At 40.5% G+C, this 18,091-nt stretch carries 25 protein-coding genes; 20 read left to right on the forward strand and 5 right to left on the reverse strand.

All coding sequences use genetic code 11. The features are described 5' to 3' along the window. Positions 1–4: 4 nt before the first annotated feature. Genes ctaD through ctaF form a run of 3 tightly spaced genes read left to right on the forward strand, consistent with a single transcriptional unit; the run spans position 5 to position 2,821 of the window. Positions 5–1,864: a cytochrome c oxidase subunit I gene (ctaD, locus tag B9L23_RS05725; RefSeq protein WP_089097033.1), complete on the forward strand. Its 1,860-nt coding sequence runs from the start codon at positions 5–7 to the stop codon at positions 1,862–1,864. Then, a complete protein-coding gene (locus B9L23_RS05730; RefSeq protein ID WP_089097034.1) occupies positions 1,864–2,484 on the forward strand; it encodes a cytochrome (ubi)quinol oxidase subunit III in 621 nt (206 codons plus the stop codon). Before ctaD ends, B9L23_RS05730 begins: the two co-directional genes overlap by 1 nt. A 4-nt stretch (positions 2,485–2,488) precedes the next feature. Continuing rightward, positions 2,489–2,821 carry a cytochrome c oxidase subunit IVB gene (gene ctaF, locus B9L23_RS05735; protein ID WP_089097035.1) on the forward strand — a complete coding sequence of 111 codons (333 nt, stop codon included), beginning with the start codon at positions 2,489–2,491 and terminating at the stop codon, positions 2,819–2,821. A 40-nt stretch (positions 2,822–2,861) separates the two neighbouring features. On the opposite strand, the gene B9L23_RS05740 is transcribed toward ctaF, so the two are convergent. Further along, positions 2,862–3,305, reverse strand: coding sequence for a nitrilase-related carbon-nitrogen hydrolase (locus B9L23_RS05740; protein ID WP_121910042.1), 444 nt, complete (start codon positions 3,303–3,305; stop codon positions 2,862–2,864). A gap of 341 nt (positions 3,306–3,646) precedes the next feature. On the opposite strand from B9L23_RS05740, the gene ctaG reads away from it, so the two are divergent. The 3 genes from ctaG (at position 3,647) to B9L23_RS05755 (ending at position 5,475) form a co-directional block, all read left to right on the forward strand. Continuing rightward, on the forward strand, positions 3,647–4,549 hold the full coding sequence (gene ctaG, locus B9L23_RS05745; protein WP_015863325.1) for a cytochrome c oxidase assembly factor CtaG: 903 nt from the start codon (positions 3,647–3,649) through the stop codon (positions 4,547–4,549). 51 nt (positions 4,550–4,600) lie between these two features. Next, positions 4,601–5,068, forward strand: coding sequence for a DUF420 domain-containing protein (locus B9L23_RS05750; RefSeq protein ID WP_062753520.1), 468 nt, complete (start codon positions 4,601–4,603; stop codon positions 5,066–5,068). A gap of 113 nt (positions 5,069–5,181) precedes the next feature. Next, complete coding sequence (locus B9L23_RS05755; RefSeq protein ID WP_081189435.1) at positions 5,182–5,475, forward strand: Asp23/Gls24 family envelope stress response protein; 294 nt, start codon at positions 5,182–5,184, stop codon at positions 5,473–5,475. Positions 5,476–5,527: 52 nt separating this feature from the next. Here the strand turns inward: B9L23_RS05755 and B9L23_RS05760 are convergent, their stop codons facing one another. Then, entirely contained in the window at positions 5,528–5,887 is a 360-nt protein-coding gene (locus B9L23_RS05760) for a YugN family protein (protein ID WP_015863328.1), read from the reverse strand. A gap of 282 nt (positions 5,888–6,169) precedes the next feature. On the opposite strand from B9L23_RS05760, the gene B9L23_RS05765 reads away from it, so the two are divergent. The 6 genes from B9L23_RS05765 to B9L23_RS05790 all read left to right on the forward strand — a co-directional run bounded on the left by B9L23_RS05765 (position 6,170) and on the right by B9L23_RS05790 (position 9,205). Beyond that, complete coding sequence (locus B9L23_RS05765) at positions 6,170–7,180, forward strand: CAP domain-containing protein (protein ID WP_062753634.1); 1,011 nt, start codon at positions 6,170–6,172, stop codon at positions 7,178–7,180. Between the two features lie 105 nt (positions 7,181–7,285). Then, the gene (locus tag B9L23_RS05770; RefSeq protein WP_089097036.1) at positions 7,286–7,675 is read left to right on the forward strand and encodes a YlbD family protein; all 390 of its coding nucleotides are present in this window, start codon (positions 7,286–7,288) and stop codon (positions 7,673–7,675) included. A gap of 11 nt (positions 7,676–7,686) precedes the next feature. Beyond that, positions 7,687–7,920 carry a YlbE-like family protein gene (locus B9L23_RS05775; protein WP_015863331.1) on the forward strand — a complete coding sequence of 78 codons (234 nt, stop codon included), beginning with the start codon at positions 7,687–7,689 and terminating at the stop codon, positions 7,918–7,920. A 40-nt stretch (positions 7,921–7,960) separates the two neighbouring features. Next, positions 7,961–8,353 (forward strand): hypothetical protein, encoded by a 393-nt coding sequence (locus B9L23_RS05780; protein WP_062753517.1) that lies wholly within the window; start codon positions 7,961–7,963, stop codon positions 8,351–8,353. Positions 8,354–8,454: 101 nt separating this feature from the next. Then, positions 8,455–8,901, forward strand: coding sequence for a YlbF/YmcA family competence regulator (locus tag B9L23_RS05785; RefSeq protein ID WP_015863333.1), 447 nt, complete (start codon positions 8,455–8,457; stop codon positions 8,899–8,901). Between the two features lie 22 nt (positions 8,902–8,923). Next, a complete protein-coding gene (locus B9L23_RS05790) occupies positions 8,924–9,205 on the forward strand; it encodes a YlbG family protein (protein ID WP_062753515.1) in 282 nt (93 codons plus the stop codon). Between the two features lie 51 nt (positions 9,206–9,256). Here the strand turns inward: B9L23_RS05790 and B9L23_RS05795 are convergent, their stop codons facing one another. After that, positions 9,257–9,646 (reverse strand): DUF7147 family protein, encoded by a 390-nt coding sequence (locus B9L23_RS05795; RefSeq protein ID WP_015863335.1) that lies wholly within the window; start codon positions 9,644–9,646, stop codon positions 9,257–9,259. Positions 9,647–10,023: 377 nt separating this feature from the next. On the opposite strand from B9L23_RS05795, the gene rsmD reads away from it, so the two are divergent. Together rsmD and coaD are read left to right on the forward strand one after the other, a co-directional pair. Continuing rightward, positions 10,024–10,593 (forward strand): 16S rRNA (guanine(966)-N(2))-methyltransferase RsmD, encoded by a 570-nt coding sequence (gene rsmD, locus B9L23_RS05800; protein ID WP_062678279.1) that lies wholly within the window; start codon positions 10,024–10,026, stop codon positions 10,591–10,593. 3 nt (positions 10,594–10,596) lie between these two features. Next, positions 10,597–11,106, forward strand: a complete 510-nt coding sequence (coaD, locus tag B9L23_RS05805) for a pantetheine-phosphate adenylyltransferase (protein ID WP_015863337.1) — start codon at positions 10,597–10,599, stop codon at positions 11,104–11,106. A gap of 44 nt (positions 11,107–11,150) precedes the next feature. On the opposite strand, the gene ylbJ is transcribed toward coaD, so the two are convergent. Then, on the reverse strand, positions 11,151–12,371 hold the full coding sequence (gene ylbJ, locus B9L23_RS05810) for a sporulation integral membrane protein YlbJ (RefSeq protein ID WP_089097037.1): 1,221 nt from the start codon (positions 12,369–12,371) through the stop codon (positions 11,151–11,153). A 151-nt stretch (positions 12,372–12,522) separates the two neighbouring features. On the opposite strand from ylbJ, the gene B9L23_RS05815 reads away from it, so the two are divergent. Next, complete coding sequence (locus B9L23_RS05815; RefSeq protein WP_081189433.1) at positions 12,523–13,308, forward strand: patatin-like phospholipase family protein; 786 nt, start codon at positions 12,523–12,525, stop codon at positions 13,306–13,308. After that, positions 13,308–14,321 carry a SepM family pheromone-processing serine protease gene (locus B9L23_RS05820; RefSeq protein WP_089097038.1) on the forward strand — a complete coding sequence of 338 codons (1,014 nt, stop codon included), beginning with the start codon at positions 13,308–13,310 and terminating at the stop codon, positions 14,319–14,321. The genes B9L23_RS05815 and B9L23_RS05820 overlap by 1 nt, the downstream gene beginning before the upstream one ends. Positions 14,322–14,338: 17 nt before the next feature. On the opposite strand, the gene B9L23_RS05825 is transcribed toward B9L23_RS05820, so the two are convergent. After that, positions 14,339–15,544 (reverse strand): nucleotidyltransferase, encoded by a 1,206-nt coding sequence (locus B9L23_RS05825; RefSeq protein ID WP_062678276.1) that lies wholly within the window; start codon positions 15,542–15,544, stop codon positions 14,339–14,341. Positions 15,545–15,689: 145 nt separating this feature from the next. Here B9L23_RS05825 and B9L23_RS05830 point away from each other — a divergent pair, with 145 nt between their 5' ends. From B9L23_RS05830 to B9L23_RS05845, 4 genes are all read left to right on the forward strand, one after another. Continuing rightward, positions 15,690–16,235, forward strand: a complete 546-nt coding sequence (locus B9L23_RS05830) for a YceD family protein (protein WP_062753505.1) — start codon at positions 15,690–15,692, stop codon at positions 16,233–16,235. A gap of 63 nt (positions 16,236–16,298) precedes the next feature. Next, positions 16,299–16,472: a 50S ribosomal protein L32 gene (rpmF, locus tag B9L23_RS05835; protein WP_003251950.1), complete on the forward strand. Its 174-nt coding sequence runs from the start codon at positions 16,299–16,301 to the stop codon at positions 16,470–16,472. 132 nt (positions 16,473–16,604) lie between these two features. Beyond that, a complete protein-coding gene (locus B9L23_RS05840) occupies positions 16,605–17,369 on the forward strand; it encodes an enoyl-CoA hydratase/isomerase family protein (protein WP_089097039.1) in 765 nt (254 codons plus the stop codon). Between the two features lie 70 nt (positions 17,370–17,439). Further along, positions 17,440–18,033 (forward strand): RsfA family transcriptional regulator, encoded by a 594-nt coding sequence (locus B9L23_RS05845; RefSeq protein ID WP_089097040.1) that lies wholly within the window; start codon positions 17,440–17,442, stop codon positions 18,031–18,033. Positions 18,034–18,091 lie beyond the last annotated feature (58 nt).

The raw sequence follows: 18,091 nt of genomic DNA on the forward strand, positions 1-18,091 counted from the left end.
ATCCGTGAGTACAGCAGCTCGGAAAAAGAGCATAATATGGGACTACCTGACAACGGTCGACCATAAAAAAATTGCGATCCTTTACTTAATTGCTGGTGGTATTTTCTTTATCATGGGTGGTATCGAGGCACTGATTATTCGTATTCAGCTTGCGGTGCCTAACAACGATTTTGTTAACGCGGGTCTTTATAATGAAATGCTTACGATGCATGGTACGACCATGATTTTCTTGGCAGCAACACCGTTATTATTCGCATTGATGAATGCGATTGTTCCAATTCAGATCGGTGCGCGCGACGTTGCGTTTCCGTTTTTAAACGCATTAGGTTTTTGGCTATTCTTCTTCGGGGGGCTTTTTCTAAACTGTTCTTGGTTTTTAGGCGGAGCGCCTGATGCAGGATGGACGTCTTACGCTTCGTTATCATTGGAATCACCAGGACACGGAATTGACTTTTACGTATTAGGTTTGCAAGTTTCCGGGTTCGGTACATTAATCAGTGGGATTAACTTCATAGTAACTATCATTACGATGCGTGCTCCAGGCATGACATACATGCGTATGCCGTTGTTTACGTGGGCAACATTCGTTGCTTCTGCGTTAATCTTATTTGCGTTCCCGCCGTTAACGGCTGGATTGCTTCTACTAATGATGGACCGTTTATTTGGCGGCAACTTCTTTAATGCGGCATTAGGCGGTAACACGATTATTTATGAACACTTATTCTGGATTTTCGGTCACCCGGAAGTATATCTCTTGATACTACCATCGTTCGGTATTTTTTCTGAAATTATCTCCACTTTCTCTAAGAAACGCTTATTTGGATATTCTTCCATGGTATTTGCGATTGTATTAATCGGCTTTTTAGGATTCATGGTATGGGCGCACCATATGTTTACAGTTGGCATGGGACCAGTTGCGAACGCAATTTTTGCGGTTGCGACAATGGCAATTGCTGTCCCGACAGGTATTAAAATCTTTAACTGGCTATTTACAATGTGGGGTGGAAGCATCCGCGTTACAACGCCGATGTTATATGCTATTGGATTTATTCCTTCTTTCGTTATCGGCGGAGTAACCGGGGTTATGCAGGCAGTAGCGCCGGCTGACTATCAATATCATGACAGCTACTTCATCGTTGCTCACTTCCACTATGTCATTGTTGGCGGGGTAGTGCTGGCTTTATTAGGCGGCACACATTATTGGTGGCCAAAAATGTTTGGTAAAATGCTAAGTGAAAAGCTTGGTAAGTTGACATTTGTGTTATTCTTTACCGGATTCCATTTAACATTCTTTATCCAACACTTCCTTGGCTTAATGGGTATGCCTCGCCGCGTATTTACATTCTTGCCGGGCCAAGGTTTGGAAACTGGAAACTTGATTAGTACAATTGGTGCCTTTTTGATGGCGGCAGGTGTTATCGTTCTTTTAATCAATATTGTGATCACGACGATCAAAGGAGAAAAAGCTGAAGCGGATGCTTGGGGACTCGGGCGTACGCTTGAGTGGGCGGTTTCTTCGCCAGCACCTGAATACAACTTTGCGCAAATTCCGCTTGTTCGCGGTTTAGATGCTTACTGGCTAGAGAAAATGGAAGGGAAAAAAGGCTTGACACCGGCAGAACCGCTTGGAGACATCCATATGCCGAATCCTTCATTCCTGCCGTTTGTCATTTCACTTGGGCTGTTTATCGCTTCATTTGGTTTCATGTATCATAACGATTACTCTTGGGGGTTGCCGGTAGGAATTCTTGGATTAGTGATTACCTTTGGTTCTATGTGCTTACGTTCTATCATTGACGACCATGGTTACCACATTCATAAAGACGAAGTTATCGAAGCAGAGAAAAAGGGGGTTAAGGCATAATGCATGTTGAAGAAAAATTAACGGCGGAAACATTCCCCGCATCCCCTGAAAGAGCCACCATCGAAGGGAAAAATAAATTTTTAGGACTTTGGGTTTTCTTAGGGGGAGAGACCGTTCTTTTCGCCTCCCTCTTTGGCACTTTCATAGCGCTTAGAGATAAAACGGCTGGGGGACCGACATCGCAGGAATTGTTTCAAATGCCGCTCGTGTTTGTCGCTACAATGCTTTTATTGACAAGCAGTTTAACAAGCGTTTACGCCATCTATCACATGAAAAACTTCGACTTTAAGAAAATGATGCTTTGGTTTGGCATCACTGTATTGTTAGGTCTCTGCTTCTTAGGATTAGAAATTTACGAGTTTTATGAATATGTGCATAAAGGCCTTAAGTTTTCAACAAGTGCCTTCTCATCTGCCTTTTATACGCTAGTCGGTCTGCATGGAAGCCACGTTGCATTTGGTTTATCGTGGATTTTAACGCTTATGATCCGCAACGCGAAGCGTGGTTTGAACCTTTACAACGCGCCAAAGTTTTATGTGGCGAGTCTTTACTGGCACTTTATTGACGTCGTATGGGTATTCATTTTTACCGTTGTATACCTAATGGGAATGGTGGGGTGAATATATGGTGAATCAAGCAAATTCTGGAAATGAGCGCGTTGATTTAGCATATCGCCGCAAAAAAAACGCGGAGGATATGAAGCATCAAGTTATTTCCTTTGTATTAATGATTTTGTTCACATTAATCGCATTTGCCGCGGTTGGTTATGATAAATTTTCGCCTTGGTTTTCCGTTCCATTTATTCTTCTTCTTGCTGTGGTGCAAGTGTTGTTCCAATTGTATTATTTTATGCATATGAGCCATAAAGGCCATGAAATGCCAGCACTCTTCATGTATGGCGGTATACTTGTTGCCTTTGTGACCATTTGGGCGTTTGCGACAATTATTTGGTGGTAATAAAAAAGGAAATCAGCTTTCGCTGATTTCCTTTTTTAAACTAGTTTTGACTCAATTTTGCTTCAATCTTCTCAAGAACTTTTTCTAGTTTTTCAAGCGGCACTTCTGTGCTTTCGGAAATATTTTTCAAATCTTGGTAGGAAAGTCCTTTTGAGCTGCGGAGAAGATTTCTTTGTTCATGATCATGCAGCAATAACTGAACCGCATCTGGTCTGGAATAATGCCCCAATCCGTCAAACACCACTTTTGCCGCCTTGATCTCATTCGCATGGCAATCCGCGTAAACAATCGTATCTTCGTTATAAACCGGTCCGGCGATGTATTCACCAAATGGATTAACGATAGCGGCTCCGCCTACCGCCCAACTGAAATCCATTTCTGGGCTATCAATAAAATGCTTATATTGAGGTTCAAAGTCTTGTTCTCTTAACAAACCAGCCACGCTGATGACAAAGCTTCCTGATTCAAAAGCGTATTCTCTGATGGCAAACTGTAAATCGCATGGATCTCCTGGTTCCGTCGTTGCGTGGAATCATGTCATATTGACACTCCCTCTAGTTATAAGATTAATAAAAATAAATTAAATAGTCAATAAATTAAGAATAATTTTATTTATTAGTATTATCAAAAAAATTATAGAATAGATGCACTGTCACCGTCCAAAGCGAGAAGAATCAATAGAAGTAGAAATTTGCGAAGCTAAACGGAAAAAATAAGTTTTTCATAATTCGTATGATGCAAACAGGTTAATTGATAGCGCTTAACAATAGACAAACGATAGGAGTGTAGTATAATGAAAAGAGAAAGAATTGAGGTGATATGAAAATGGCATCGCTAAGCATGTTTGGTTTTGTCGCGTTATGGAGTCCTTATTTCCTTGCGTTTTTGTTGTTGATTACGTGTCTTTATTTTATGATTGTTGGGCCTTGGAGAACTCGTTTTACAAAGGAAGGACCACCGACGCGCAAGCAGAAAGCATATTTTCTCGCAGGGATCATGTTGCTTTATATTTCTTTCGGTTCGCCGGTTGATTTGCTCGGTCATTTGATTTTTAGCGCACATATGATACAAATGGCAATATTAAGTTTTATGGCTCCACCATTACTTATTTTAGGAATACCAAATTGGCTGTTTGAGCGACTTTTCGAAATTCGGCCATTAAAGGCGGCAGTAACGTTTTTGACAAAGCCGCTTATTGCGGTTGTTTTATTTAATAGCTTGTTCTCATTTTATCACGTTCCATTTATTTTTGATTTAGCGAACAGCAATGCGCTTTATCATGCGGTAATTACCACGATGATTTTTGTCGCTGCATGGATGATGTGGTGGCCTCTTCTTAATAAAATGCCGGGCTGGCAGTCTCTCAGCGGTCTCAAGAAGATAGGCTACATTTTTGCAGACGGCGCTTTATTAACTCCGGCGTGTGCCTTAATTATTTTTGCTGGAAAACCGCTATATGCGACTTATTACGATCCGCAAATGTGGATGAAGTCGCTTGCTCTTTGCGTTCCCGCTGGGACATTAGCTTCTCTCGATTTAACAGGACCAGAGATGTTCTTTTCTGTTCCGCTTCTTTACGATCAGCAGCTTGGCGGGATATTAATGAAAATTATTCAAGAAATTATTTATGGCATAATGCTCTTTTTCGCCTTTAGGGAATGGTACCGAAAAGAGCAGGAAAAAGAAAAATTGGAAACTGTTGCATCCCCACAACCTTCTGAGTCGTAATGTTTTATCGAAATGTTTTAATAATCAATAAAACATAGAAAGGAATTGGATATGGAGTATTCATTGCCAATTTTACCGACCATTAGCACGAGCTGTATTGTCATTAGCGCAGCGTTAGTGGCGTATGGATGGTATTTAATACTGAGGAGAAACATTGATGCCCATAAAAAGACAATGTTAAGTGCAGCGGTGTTCGCTTTATTGTTTTTTATTATTTACCTATCGCGAACGATTTTTATCGGGAACACGAGTTTTGGCGGCCCTGACAGTTTGAAAGTGTATTATACGATCTTTCTTGTGTTTCATATTATTTTGGCTACGGTTGGAGCAATTTTTGGCATTGTCACGCTTTGGACTGGTTTAAAAGACCATCGCGCCCGTCATAAGCGGCTCGGACCGATTACAAGCGTTATTTGGTTTTTTACAGCTGCGACCGGTGTCATCGTATATTTGCTTCTCTACGTATTTTATAAAGGCGGGGAAACAACATCAATGATTAAAGCTATTTTAGGTTTTTAAAACCCGACACGAAATTTGTCGGGTTTTTCTTATAGTAAACAAAGGTGGATAAAACACGTATACATATAAAACACATTATTGTTCGTATGAAGCTAATAAAGAGGGAGAGGGGGATGAAAACGATCGTCCGATTCCGAAAGTTGAGTGCAACGCAAGCGACCTTATTGACTATTGTTATGATGTGTTTGAAAGACTTAAACGACATTGTTATTGATGATTGCGAAGTCCATGTGGCCATTGAGGAAGATTGCCTCTGTACAGTTACAGCGCTGATAGTAATAAAGCGGGGAGTACCGATTATTTCATTATGTGAGCAATTGCAAAAACATATTACAGAGGAAATTGAGGCAATGACGCCGTTTACTGTCGATAAGGTACATGTTGTTGTAAAACATTTGGCTATGTAATGAAAAAACGCATGAGATTTCCCTCATGCGTTTTTTTTTTTCGCATTTCGGATTAGTCTTGAATTTTGTCAAGTTCTTCTTTTATTTGTGATAAAATGGTTTGGCATTGATTTACCAATGAAGAAGGGAAATGTTCATCGTCGCCGTATTCTACGCCATGAGGATAATAATATTTTCCTAAAATTGGAGGAAGTAACTTAATGAGTGCATAGCGGGAATCAACGTCTCCCTCAATGGCGTATCCTTGAACACGAAGATAGTAAATATCCCCCTTTATTTGAAATTTCCGATCGTATGTAACCCGTTCATAGTCCCATTGAGAAGCTCTAATAAATTTAAATTTTTCCATTAGATCATCTAAACGGGAAAGCTCCGCTGTTTGGTTTTCGATACCAGTATTTTCAAATTTCATATCTATTCCTCCTATCGACAAAGCCTAGTATACGGAAAAGAAAAATGCCCCTTCATTTATAATAGTATGAAAGATGACGACTTTCAATCAATTGTTCATCATTTTGCGATATTTTCAATTTATGATAAATTTTTGTCCTCCATTCATTATTTTATTGAATAAATGTCTGGTATACGAAATTCCCCTGGAAAGCAGGGGAATTCTTTTTTTACGTTTTGTTGCCATAGAAAAACGGCTATAATGGCAATAGAATATCTTTTTTCGGAAAGCGAGAGTTGCCGTGTGAAATGGTTTTTTCTTGTGTTATTGCTAATCATTGGATTTTATTATTTTGCGCCAAGTACACCACCGCTTAGCCCGCCTCAAGAAACAGAGCCGAAAGACTATATGGTAAAAGAACCGAAAGTCGAAAGCGGCATGCTTTCAATGATTGGAAAAACAGAAAGAGATGTAAAAAAGAAATTCGGCTCGCCGACACGAATTGATGCTTCCGCTTATGATTATGAATGGTGGATCTATAATCGGAGCGCAAGCACATACTTTCAAATTGGAATGATGGATGGGCGTGTTGTTACGGCATTTGTATGCGGAGAGAATGTGAATGTAAAACCATTTTACATCGGTCAGCCCCTTCAAGAAGTGTTTAAGACGATGCCTGTTTTATCCAATGTTGAAATAAAATTGAGAACAGGAATGTATCGTTTTGAGCTGTCAGAACAAGATTACGCCTCTCGGCCGATTGTCAAAGTTGGCAACGTCTACGCGCAATTATATGTAGATCGTTTTACCGGAAAGATTTCGAGCATTCGGCTTATGACTGGGGAAGTATTCGTAAAAATGAGGCCATATGAGCTTGTTTACCGTGGCAGTTTACCTAATTCAGCCCCTTTATCTTCCAAACAACAACGAGAAGTGGAAATAGCGAATGAAAAACAAATTTTTGATATTACAAACGTTATTCGCCAACGTTATCGTGTTAAGCCACTTCGTTGGCATGAGGAAGCAGCAAAAGTTGCCTATATGCATAGTAAAGATATGAAAGATCATCACTTTTTCTCTCATAAATCTCCAAAAAATGGTGATTTAAAAGATCGGCTATTGGCTGCAAATATTAAATTTGAAATGGCGGGAGAAAATATTGCCGCACATCATATGGATGGTATTGAGGCGGTGGAAGGATGGCTAAACAGCAAAAGCCATCGAGAAACATTATTAAGCGAACAATTTACCTACCTTGGTGTAGGTGTTTCTGGTGATTATTATACTCAAGATTTTTTAAGGTTATGGAAATAAAATAGCGATTTTGTCGATGTAAAGAAAAAATGGGCGCACGTAAATCATATATAGGCAATAGTATATGGTAGATAGGCGTGAGTCGATGAGGGGAGTAGGTATTCAATGGAAAAGCATCTACATCCTTCGGTGGAGAAATTTAAACAGTTTGTGAAAAAGCATCCGAAAATAATTCAAGAAGTGCGCAATGGTCAAAAAACGTGGAAAGAGTTTTATGAAGATTGGTATTTATTTGGTGAGGATGATGAAATTTGGGAAGCCTATAAACAAAATCAAGAGCCAATAAAACGCAGGGAAAAAAGTAGTAATAGATGGATTGAAAAAATTGCAAATGTAATACAAAATATGGATGCTAATGAGGTACAAAAACATCTCGCGAGTGTTCAACAAGCGATTGACGCAATCCAAAACATTATTACTCAATTTCAAGGAAATGAAAAGCAGCATATGGGGATAACGAAAGATGAACATCCGTTTTCATTTCGTAAAGACTAGAGGGGGTGCCAATGAGAAAAGAGGTTATACAATATATTCGAACGAAAAAAATGCTGCAATCTTTTATTCGCAAAGAGCCGCGCTGGTATCGCCTTCTTTCCCGCTACCCACATAAGCTGCCATCATTTGAACTTGAGGCGCTTCATTATTATGAGCAGACGATTCCACATAAAGTGGAGAAAATCGCTAATTCCTTGCAAATGGTTTCATTAATGCTTCATATGTTTCAAGCGATGCGTGATTAATTTTTGCAAAAAAGCAAAGACTACTTCCTAAAGGGGAGTGATGTCTTTGCAAAAGCAGCTCGTTATTTTGCTTTTATTTCTTTTCGTCGTTTTAGGAGCGTGCGGAAACGATAAACCGGCGCCAGAAACAAATATCCCAAATGTTGCGTTTGCTATGACTAATCAGGAGAATAAATCATTTCAAGTCAAGCATGTTGTGAAAGGGAAAGATGTATTGATTGAGTGTATTGTCGCTGATTTTCCGTTTCGAAAAGGAACGAATGGGGGACACATAAACGTATATATAAATGGACAAAAAATAGATGAAGTATATACAGCGGCATTTATGTTGCGAGGATTACCGACCGGAAAACATGTGATACGTCTTGAACTTGTGCATAATGACGGGAAAATAACCGGGTTGTCACAAGAATTTACAGTAACGATCTCTTAGAAAAAGGTCTGACGAGCAAGTCAGACTTTTTTTAATGCGCAACTTCATTACTTTCCTTTCTGATTCATCTCATGGTATCATTACATTGGAGGTGCCAAAACGTGATCATTGCAACTCTCGAGCGTCTCGAGATTTTAGATAAAGCAGAAGCATTAGCAAAAATGATTGTACAATCGGAATTGGCAGAAGAATACCGCCAATGTTTTCAACGACTGAAACAAGATCGTGTTGCTCAAGATATTATCGCTCGTTTTACAAAGGCAAAAGAGCGCTATGAGGAAGTACAGCGCTTTGGAAAATATCATCCCGATTATCATAGCGTGATGAAAGAAGTGCGTGAAATAAAACGTGAACTTGATTTTCATGAGACGATTGCTGCGTTTAAAAAGGCGGAAAATGCCATGCAACAACTGTTAGATGAGATTAGCGTGTTAATTGGCAAAGCGGTATCAGATCAAATTAAAGTGCCGACAGGGAACCCGTATTTTTTGTCCATCAGCTGTTCGGGAGGATGCGGAGCAGGGGGAAGCTGCGGCTGCCGCACATAGTATATAAAAGGGGAATGGTGGTATGTTTCCAAAACGCCAAGGGATTATTGTCTGGTTGCATTCATTAAAGCATAGCAAACATCTGCGCAAATTTGGCAATATTCATTATGTTTCGAAACGGTTAAAATATGCGGTTTTATATTGTGATATGGAGCAAGTCGATGAAATGATGAAAAAGCTTGCTTCCTTGCCGTTTGTAAAGCGGGTCGAACCGTCTTATCGACCATTTTTAAAGCTAGAATTCGAATCAAAAGGGGAAAAAGAAAAAGACTCCTCTTATCCATTAGGATATTCGGCGGAGTAAAAAAAGGCTGATTTTCTTTGGAAAGTCAGCCAATTTTTATTTTTATCGCCACTATTGGAGCGGAGGGATAAAACGGTTCATCCGCATAATGCCAATTAAGTGTTGATAGTATAAATCTAATTCAGCAAAAAATGTCGAAGGCTTCACTTCTAAATGAATAATCTCCATTCCTAGTTCTTTCGCTAGTTGGGCAAATAAATCGTATCGCTTATTTGGTTTCACACGCGGATTTGGAATTCCTTCCCGGCAAATATACAACGGTTGAAAATCCCCTGGATCTGTTGGATGCAAAACGACAACACACGATGTCACCGGACGGCCGTTTTTCACCGTATGAAAAGCAAAAAGTCCAGACAAACGATGCCGATTTGCTCTGGCGAGTTCAATTAGTTCGTATATATCTGAATAACCTTCCCCTAGCTCTATAAAACGCTGAATCATCTATATCCCCCTTACTATGTTTGTCCATACATAACTTTAATCATTGTTTAACAAAATTTCAAATGGAAAAATAAAAAAAAACCCTGCAGCCTATGATCTGCAGGGGTCCTTTACGTTTACTTGCCCCTTGCGCATCGGAAGGAACAAGTAAACTAAAGGAAAAGAAAAGGGAGAGGAGAAACCGGAGGAAGAACTTATGGGGAAACGTAAGTCTTCTCCGTGGTTGGCAACAACATCCGCATGGATGTTGCCATTACTCATTATGGCCGGTTTGCTAATTTTATATACATGTTACTATGAAATTTTCAGCTGTTTTACTATAATAAAGTTTATGATACGATAATGTTGCGAAATTGTGTCAAAATGTGGTGAAAGCAATGAGGGTAATTTCAGGAAAATGTAAAGGTAGACGTCTGCAAGCGGTTCCAGGAATATCAACAAGACCGACGACAGATAAAGTGAAAGAAGCGATATTTAATATGATTGGTCCGTATTTTTCCGGCGGGATGGGCCTTGACTTGTTTAGTGGCAGCGGCGGTCTTGGAATTGAAGCATTAAGCCGCGGGCTTGACCGAGTCATTTTTGTAGACCATGACGCAAAAGCGGTGCAAACCGTCAAAAAAAATGTTGCAACGTGTCGACTGTTAGAACAGGCAGAAATATATCGGAATGATGCAGAAAGAGCGTTGAGGGCAATTATAAAACGCGGGCTTCGTTTTCATTTGATTTTTCTTGATCCTCCATATAAAGAACAAAAATTGGAGTCAATCCTTTCGTTTATTGATGAACATGAGCTTCTTGAAAAAGATGGTGCTGTCGTTGTGGAACACTCTGCCGAAACACATCTTGCCGAACAAGTTGGTCGTCTTGTAAAGTGGAAGCATGAAGTATATGGAATTACCGCGGTTTCAATCTACCGGTACATGGATGTGCAGAAAGGAGAATAGGGCATGGCGAGCATTGCGGTTTGCCCAGGAAGCTTTGATCCGGTTACATATGGGCATTTAGATATTATTAGGCGAGGGGCAAAAGTGTTTGATCAAGTGTATGTAGCGGTACTTAATAATTCTTCAAAGAAGCCGTTATTTTCTGTTGAGGAGCGGATAGAACTGTTGCGGGAAGTGACGCGGCCGTTTCCAAATGTGATTGTTGAATCGTTTCACGGCCTGCTTGTCGATTATGCGCGCAGTAAAAATGCGAGTGCGATTTTGCGTGGTTTGCGGGCTGTGTCCGACTTTGAATATGAAATGCAAATCACGTCGATGAACCGTGTTCTTGATGAAAATATTGAGACGTTTTTTATGATGACAAATAGCCAATACGCTTTTTTAAGTTCCAGTATTGTCAAAGAGGTAGCAAAGTATAATGGCAATATTTCCGACTTAGTGCCACCTGTTGTAGAGGAAGCGCTGAGAAAAAAATTTGCTTCCCTTACTTCTAACGAACGTAATGAAAGCTGACTTAAAAGAAGCTTCTTTTAAGTCAGCCTAATTTTATTTTGTCTTTATTCTATGACCTTTTTTTGCCATTGAGCAGCAGTAAGCCATATATATAGACATAAAAAGACGATCGTAATGATTGGTCCGAATTGATGCAACAGCTCCCAATAATGGTTGATCCAGCTTGGTGAGCGTTCTATCAAAAATGTTGGAATAACGCGCATATTTCCATCGGCTGGGTGGACGTAGAGCGGTTTCCATAGTATATATGTAAAACATGCGGCAAAACATCCATGCATGATTCTGGCGATAAAAAATGGTTTAAAGCGGATGTTTGCTTCAGCGAGGATGCTTGCTACTTGTGCTTGCACGGAAAATCCGCCAAAAGCAAGAATAAAGCTTGTTGCAATGGCTTTTTCCAACAGTTCGGCTTTATCGGTTTGGCTAATCATCTGACTGCCGAGCGTAATTTCAAATAGACCGGAAATCATCGGGATGCTTAGTTCTTTTGGAAGTTGAAATAAGTGAAGAATATACTGGAAAATAAAGGATATATATTCCGTAATATGCATCATGTAAAGCAGCTTATTAATGACAGAAAAGAGAATAATAAACCCACCGATCATCAACAATGTTTGTACAGAAGACCGAACGGCGTCTCCTAACAATTTTCCAAGCGGCTGTTCGTTTTTTAGACGGGTTTCATGAAGCACTCGGAATGCGTAAGGAAAAGAAAACGAATGCTTCGATCGTTTTTGCTTTCCTTTTTCTTGTGATTTTCCATGGAATCTCATAATCATTCCTACACAAATGTTTCCTATATAGTGGGAAAGTGCTAAAATAATGCCAAGATTTGGATTGTGAAAAAATCCGACCGACACCGCGCCAAAAATAAACAATGGGTTGGATGAATTAGTAAATGAGGCTAACCGTTCTGCTTCGATCGTAGAAATTTGTTTTTCTTGATAAAGCCGTGCAGTTAGTTTTGCTCCTGATGGATAGCCGGAAGCCATTCCCATTGCCCAAACGAAACCGCCGACGCCAGGAACTCTAAAAAGCGGCCGCATAAGCGGTTCTAACAAAACTCCAAGCAAATTAACGACACCGAAGCTAATCAATAATTCAGAAACGATAAAAAAAGGTAATAGTGATGGAAAAACGACTTCCCACCACATATTTAAACCGCGGATGGATGCTTCTAATGATTGCTGAGGGTAGCAAATTAATGACAGTGCAAATAAAGTAACCGTTGAAGCGAGAAAGACGGTTTTTGCTTTTGGTTTCATATCTGTTCTGCCTCCTGGTAACGACACATCCTCTCTCCCCTTTTTAACACCATATTACGTGTACAACCTCATATAGTTTAATATACGAGTATAGGGGGGAGTTTTAGACCATAAGATGAAACAAGGTGGTCATGTAGAGAGGAGAGAAACGGTGTTTCCGAAAATTGGGTTAGCGCTAGGTTCTGGAGGGGCGAGAGGTTTCGCGCATCTTGGAGTACTGAAAGTATTGGAAGAGGAGAAAATCCCAATTTCCTACATAGCCGGAAGCAGCATCGGGGCGCTTGTCGCTGCTCTATATGCTAGCGATCTCGGTCTTGAGCGTTTATATAAGTTAGCAAAGTCGTTTCGTCGAAATGACTACATCGATTTTACAATTCCAAAAATGGGGCTAATTGCTGGAAAGCGAATTACCGAATTTATTCGGCTTCTCACAAAAGGGAAAAAAATTGAGGAACTGTCCATCCCGGTGGCAATTGTAGCGACGGATTTACAGACAGGTCAAAAAGTGGTGTTTCGCCAAGGGGATGTTGCCCGCGCCGTACGAGCCAGCATTTCCATTCCCGGTATTTTTGTCCCTGAAAGGGTAGACGGGCGATTGCTTGTAGATGGAGGAGTTGTTGATCGCGTTCCCGTTTCCGTTGTCCGAGAAATGGGTGCGGATATTGTTATTGCAGTCGATGTTTCCCATGTGAAAGTGGACGGAGAAATTACGTCGATATTTGATGTGATTTTACAAAGCATTGATATTCTGCAAGACGAGCTTGTCCGCCATCGTCAACTTGCCTCCGATGTGATGATTCGGCCGCACGTAGAGCAATATAGCTCGCGAGCATTTACTCATGCACAGGAAATTATTGCTATCGGGGAACAGGAAACACGCAAATATGTGCCAGAAATCCGCCAAGCAATTCAAAACTGGAAGGAGCATTCACGCTGATGAAAAAACGAATGTATGTGGTTGCATTTTTCTTTGGCGTCATCGTAGCATTGCTGCTTATTTTTATTAAATTTCCTTATTACGTTACGATGCCTGGAACTGCGCAAGACTTAAAGCCGCTTGTTCATGTGGAGCATGGGGATGATGATGAAGGAACGTTTATGCTAACAACGGTGAAAATGGGACGGGCGAATGCTATTTCCTATTTTCTTGCACATGTTCGCTCCTTTTATGAACTATATCCGTTAGAAGAAATAAAACAAGAAGGGGAAACAGATGAGGAATATACAATGCGTCAGCTTCAGCTTATGGAGCAGTCAAAAGAGGCAGCGATTGCTGTTGCCTATAAAAAAGCGGGGAAACCAGTTTCTTATAAAGCAAAAGGCGTATACGTGATGAGTGTGCTTCCACATATGCCGGCAGAGGGGCAATTAAAAGTTGGCGATCGCATTATTAAAATAGATGGAAAAAGGATGGATACATCGGAACAAATGGTGCAATATATTCGTACAAAGAAAAAGGGAGATAAAGTTCATATTACATTTGTGCGCGGTAAAAAGGAAAAAGAGGCAACTCTTACATTAATGCCATTTGCGCATAATCCAAAACAAATAGGTATAGGGGTTTCGCTTACTACCGATTATGACATTGCAACAAACCCGCCAGTCCGCATTGATTCGGAACAAATCGGCGGGCCATCAGCAGGATTAATGTTTTCGTTAGAAATTTATAATCAACTTGTCGAAGAAGATATTACGAAAGGGCATAAAATTGCCGGTACAGGTACGATTAATATGAATGGCGAAGTCGGACCGATCGGCGGCATCTCGCAAAAAATTGTTGCTGCTGATCGGGAGGGAGCAGAAATTTTCTTTGCACCAAACGAAAATGGGGCAGCAGATTCGAACTATCGAGAAGCAGTGAAAACGGCAAAAAAAATCGGAACAAAAATGAAAATTGTTCCGGTCGATACGTTTGATGATGCGATTCGTTATTTAGAAAATTTAAAATAACCATCGTAAAGCGGCTGTTATTGCAAAAGAGGAGGAGTAGCGTACTCCTCTTTCAGCACATTGGTGCGAGCAGGTTCAGGAAATATTGCGGCATAAGCAAAAGACGCCTTTTTTTCTTGCTGGTAAATCGGGTCATGTTTTAAATTTGACACTTTTGTAACGAGCGGAAGCGGCAGATGTTTTTTTACATGTTGTAGATAGCGGCGCCCGTTGCTGCTCATTCCAAGCAAACGAATATATGTCGGCGTTTCTGTTTTTTTTCGCTGGTCTTTTGTAAAATTCGTTAAAATATGAGTGCATATTCGTTGCAGCCTCGTCCACGTATATCGTTTTGTTTTGATCGAGTTCATAAAAGCGGAAAACGTCGGGGCAGCAACAATTTCCTGCTTTAAGCGGTGTTCGATACCTTCGTCAACGCCGGCAATTTGGCGCAGCTCCGCCTCTTCCGCTGTCATGATGCGATACTTTAAAAACGGAAAATAGGCTTCCCATTCATGAAACATGCCGTATGTATCATAATATTGCTCGAGTGTTTGTTTTGTAGTGCCTGGAATATACGGGGCGATGGTTTCTAAATGTGCAAGCGACCCTTTAAGCGCTTTTCTTAAGCTTGTCGCGCTAGCGATCGATGGATGAGAGAACGTTTTGTCATGATAATCGGAAGCGATGCGGCGAATCGTACGAGGAGTGATCGGAATTTGTTTTTGTAAAATCGCTTTGACATACGCAAGACCGAGCACATTGTTCGGCTTAGATAAATCAAGGTTAGTGGCGTTCAATCGTTTCCAGGCTTCTGCGTTCGCCCGCGGATAGCTTACCCCTTCCTGAAGCGCTTCTTGCACATAACTGTCATGCTGCTGTTTTTGCTCTAAAAACGTTTTTGCCGCATCGATAAATGCGGTTATATTTCCATTTTCGCTTCCGAAGCAAATTTCTTCACAAAATAAGGAATGAAGCAATGTAACCGCGCCGCTGGCAAATCGTTCAGCAGATTGAACCGCAAATGCATACGGCAGCTCAATGACAATATCTACCCCGGCTGACAATGCCATTTTTGTTCGCGCCCATTTTGATACAAGCGCAGGTTCTCCGCGCTGCAGAAAATTTCCGCTCATGACGGCAATAATGCAATCTGCTCCAGTTTGTTTTTTGGTTTCTTCTAAGTGATATAAATGCCCGTTATGAAACGGATTATATTCGACAATGATTCCGACCGCTTTCATTTTGCTCTCCCTGCTGTTTAGTTGTTTTTTTCAAAAGAGTGATAAATTGTATATAAACTGACAACAATTATACTGTAAAGAAAAAATATTGACAAATAGGAAAACGAAACGTATAATTTTCTTTGTTGTCTTGAGGTGATTTTTTATGAAATGGACAGTCCATCAGCTTCATCAGTTTCATCATAAAGAAATCGTTATTGATGAATATGTTGATGTCTCTGATTTAAAAGAGATTGATAAACTGATCCGCGATATTTCGCCTGTGCATGTACAGGGAAGGGCAGATATCGGTTCGACAAAATTTACGTTTCACTTGCAAGTGTCGGGAACGATGGTACTGCCTTGTTCGCGGACGTTGGTCGACGTTTCGTATCCATTTTCGATCGAAACGACGGAAACATTTTTTATGAATGATTATGATGTAGTATCGACAGATGAAGATACGCATCTAGTGAAAGACGAAACAGTAGATTTGTTACCGATTATCAAAGAACTTATTCTTTTGGAAATTCCGTTGCAAATATTTGCGGAAGAAGAAACGGTGCAGGACGGGGCTCCGCAGTCTGGAGAAGGCTGGGAAGTCATTAAAGAAGAACGTTGGGAAGCGATGGCAGAAGAACAGGCCAAACAGAAAATCGATCCTCGTCTTGCTGCATTAGCGAAGTTTTTTGATAAAGACAAAAAAGAGTAAGCGAAGTAGCCGGGATGATCCGGGCTTTTGATACTTCGACATGCTGATAAGGAGGTGGGAAGCATGGCAGTACCTTTTAGAAGAACATCAAAAACAAGAAAAAGATTGCGCCGCACTCACTTTAAATTGCAAGTGCCAGGCATGGTAGAATGCCCAAATTGCGGTGAAATGAAATTAGCTCATCGCGTATGCAAATCTTGCGGAACTTACAAAGGAAGAGAAGTTGTTAACAAATAATTATCTTTAACAACAAGCACAAGGAAGGAAAGTACTTGTGCTTGTTGTTTTTTATTTTTAGCTATGAAAATAAGCAGGAAAATGCCCGCCCGATGCCCAATTGATTTTAAGGAAAGGAGGAAACGGAAAAATATGAAAGTAGCTATAGTGGAATATGACAGTAATGGGATTGTTTGGTTTGCTATTCACCGCCCTGAAAAACGAAACGCGATCAATTTTGAAGTAATGGACAAGCTGGAAGAAACGATTGCGATGGTAGAAAAAAATGATGATGTGAAAATGCTTGTCATTACGGGAACAGGTGATGAAGCGTTTTGTTCAGGAGGGGATTTAAGCAAATTTCAACATTTACATACGACAGAAAATGCAAAACAAATGTTAGAAAAAATGGGGACGATTTTGTATTCATTGCTTACGTTGTCTAAACCAACTGTCGCGCTCATTAACGGCACTGCTATTGGCGGCGGTTGTGAGTTAGCATCAGCATGTGATTTCCGCTATGCGAAATCTGGAAGTAAAATCGGCTTTATTCAAGGAAAACTTGGAATAACGACTGGGTGGGGCGGAGCGACAATGCTTTTTGAAAAACTTCCGTACACTCAAGCGCTTGATATACTTTTGCGTGCAGAAAGAATAAGCGCAGAAAAAATGTACGAGTATGGATGGATACACGCGGTGCTGCCAGGAAACAATTTGCGGGAAGAATGCCGCGAGCTGCTTGCCCCTTATTTATCACAATCAGTTTCTGTATTGCGTGCATATAAAATGGCAGCTGCAGAAAAGTGGAAAAGCGATGAATTTCGGATGAGATTTTTTGCGGAAATCCGCCGTTGTTCCGAATTATGGGGGTCAGAAGAACATAAAAGAGCTATCCAATCTTTTTTAAATAAATCATAATTTTCTCCCTTCTATCTTTTCTATTAGCTGCATAAATATAGTAAAAAAGCAGCTATAGAGGGGGAAGAAGATGACAAGTGTACGTCAGGATGCGTGGACGCAAGACGAAGATTTGCTATTGGCAGAAGTCGTATTGCGCTATATTCGCGAAGGAGGTACGCAGCTTCAGGCTTTTGAAGAAGTAGGACAGCTTTTGTCACGCACCGCAGCTGCATGCGGCTTTCGATGGAATTCCTATGTTCGAAAGCAGTATAAAGAAGAAATTGAACTAGCGAAAAAACAGAGAAAGGAGAGAAAAAAAGAGGCTGCGGCTAGTGAAGAAAGAGAACGAAAAAGGAAAGAGGAAATAACAGACAAAAGCTTGACGTGGTCTGATGTCATCACATTTTTGCAAACACATGGGCAAAAGGCGCATGATTCGCAAAGAATAGCGGATGAAAACCGTGCTTTAAAGAAAGACATGGAGCAATTACAACAAATGATTACAAAACTCCAAGCCGAGAAAGAAGCATTGCAAAAACAGCTATTTGCTGTTCAAGAGGAGTATAAAACATTGCTTGCCATTATGGAACGTGCAAGAAAAATGGCGGAGCTTGAAGAAGAACAAGAACGAAAAGCTCCACTCTCGGGAAACACGGTCCTAGAAAAAGTGGAAAAATCGTAAAAGCTGACCCCATCGTCAGCTTTTTTTCTTAGCGGATAAATTGGCTATTTGCTAAAAT

Origin of the sequence: Parageobacillus galactosidasius (genome assembly GCF_002217735.1) — a bacterium.
GTDB lineage: Bacteria > Bacillota > Bacilli > Bacillales > Anoxybacillaceae > Parageobacillus_B > Parageobacillus_B toebii.

What these genes read in the sequence shown, in the direction of transcription:
- coaD (WP_015863337.1), top strand. Translation starts at nt 10,597, where the DNA reads ATGGCGAGCATTGCGGTTTGCCCAGGAAGCTTTGATCCGGTTACATAT.
- ctaG (WP_015863325.1), top strand. Translation starts at nt 3,647, where the DNA reads ATGGCATCGCTAAGCATGTTTGGTTTTGTCGCGTTATGGAGTCCTTAT.
- B9L23_RS05825 (WP_062678276.1), bottom strand. Translation starts at nt 15,544, where the DNA reads ATGAAAGCGGTCGGAATCATTGTCGAATATAATCCGTTTCATAACGGG.
- B9L23_RS05820 (WP_089097038.1), top strand. Translation starts at nt 13,308, where the DNA reads ATGAAAAAACGAATGTATGTGGTTGCATTTTTCTTTGGCGTCATCGTA.
- B9L23_RS05790 (WP_062753515.1), top strand. Translation starts at nt 8,924, where the DNA reads ATGTTTCCAAAACGCCAAGGGATTATTGTCTGGTTGCATTCATTAAAG.
- ylbJ (WP_089097037.1), bottom strand. Translation starts at nt 12,371, where the DNA reads ATGAAACCAAAAGCAAAAACCGTCTTTCTCGCTTCAACGGTTACTTTA.
- B9L23_RS05775 (WP_015863331.1), top strand. Translation starts at nt 7,687, where the DNA reads ATGAGAAAAGAGGTTATACAATATATTCGAACGAAAAAAATGCTGCAA.
- B9L23_RS05770 (WP_089097036.1), top strand. Translation starts at nt 7,286, where the DNA reads ATGGAAAAGCATCTACATCCTTCGGTGGAGAAATTTAAACAGTTTGTG.
- B9L23_RS05795 (WP_015863335.1), bottom strand. Translation starts at nt 9,646, where the DNA reads ATGATTCAGCGTTTTATAGAGCTAGGGGAAGGTTATTCAGATATATAC.
- rpmF (WP_003251950.1), top strand. Translation starts at nt 16,299, where the DNA reads ATGGCAGTACCTTTTAGAAGAACATCAAAAACAAGAAAAAGATTGCGC.
- B9L23_RS05780 (WP_062753517.1), top strand. Translation starts at nt 7,961, where the DNA reads ATGTCTTTGCAAAAGCAGCTCGTTATTTTGCTTTTATTTCTTTTCGTC.
- B9L23_RS05830 (WP_062753505.1), top strand. Translation starts at nt 15,690, where the DNA reads ATGAAATGGACAGTCCATCAGCTTCATCAGTTTCATCATAAAGAAATC.
- B9L23_RS05845 (WP_089097040.1), top strand. Translation starts at nt 17,440, where the DNA reads ATGACAAGTGTACGTCAGGATGCGTGGACGCAAGACGAAGATTTGCTA.
- B9L23_RS05730 (WP_089097034.1), top strand. Translation starts at nt 1,864, where the DNA reads ATGCATGTTGAAGAAAAATTAACGGCGGAAACATTCCCCGCATCCCCT.
- B9L23_RS05760 (WP_015863328.1), bottom strand. Translation starts at nt 5,887, where the DNA reads ATGAAATTTGAAAATACTGGTATCGAAAACCAAACAGCGGAGCTTTCC.
- B9L23_RS05755 (WP_081189435.1), top strand. Translation starts at nt 5,182, where the DNA reads ATGAAAACGATCGTCCGATTCCGAAAGTTGAGTGCAACGCAAGCGACC.
- B9L23_RS05840 (WP_089097039.1), top strand. Translation starts at nt 16,605, where the DNA reads ATGAAAGTAGCTATAGTGGAATATGACAGTAATGGGATTGTTTGGTTT.
- ctaF (WP_089097035.1), top strand. Translation starts at nt 2,489, where the DNA reads ATGGTGAATCAAGCAAATTCTGGAAATGAGCGCGTTGATTTAGCATAT.
- rsmD (WP_062678279.1), top strand. Translation starts at nt 10,024, where the DNA reads ATGAGGGTAATTTCAGGAAAATGTAAAGGTAGACGTCTGCAAGCGGTT.
- B9L23_RS05750 (WP_062753520.1), top strand. Translation starts at nt 4,601, where the DNA reads ATGGAGTATTCATTGCCAATTTTACCGACCATTAGCACGAGCTGTATT.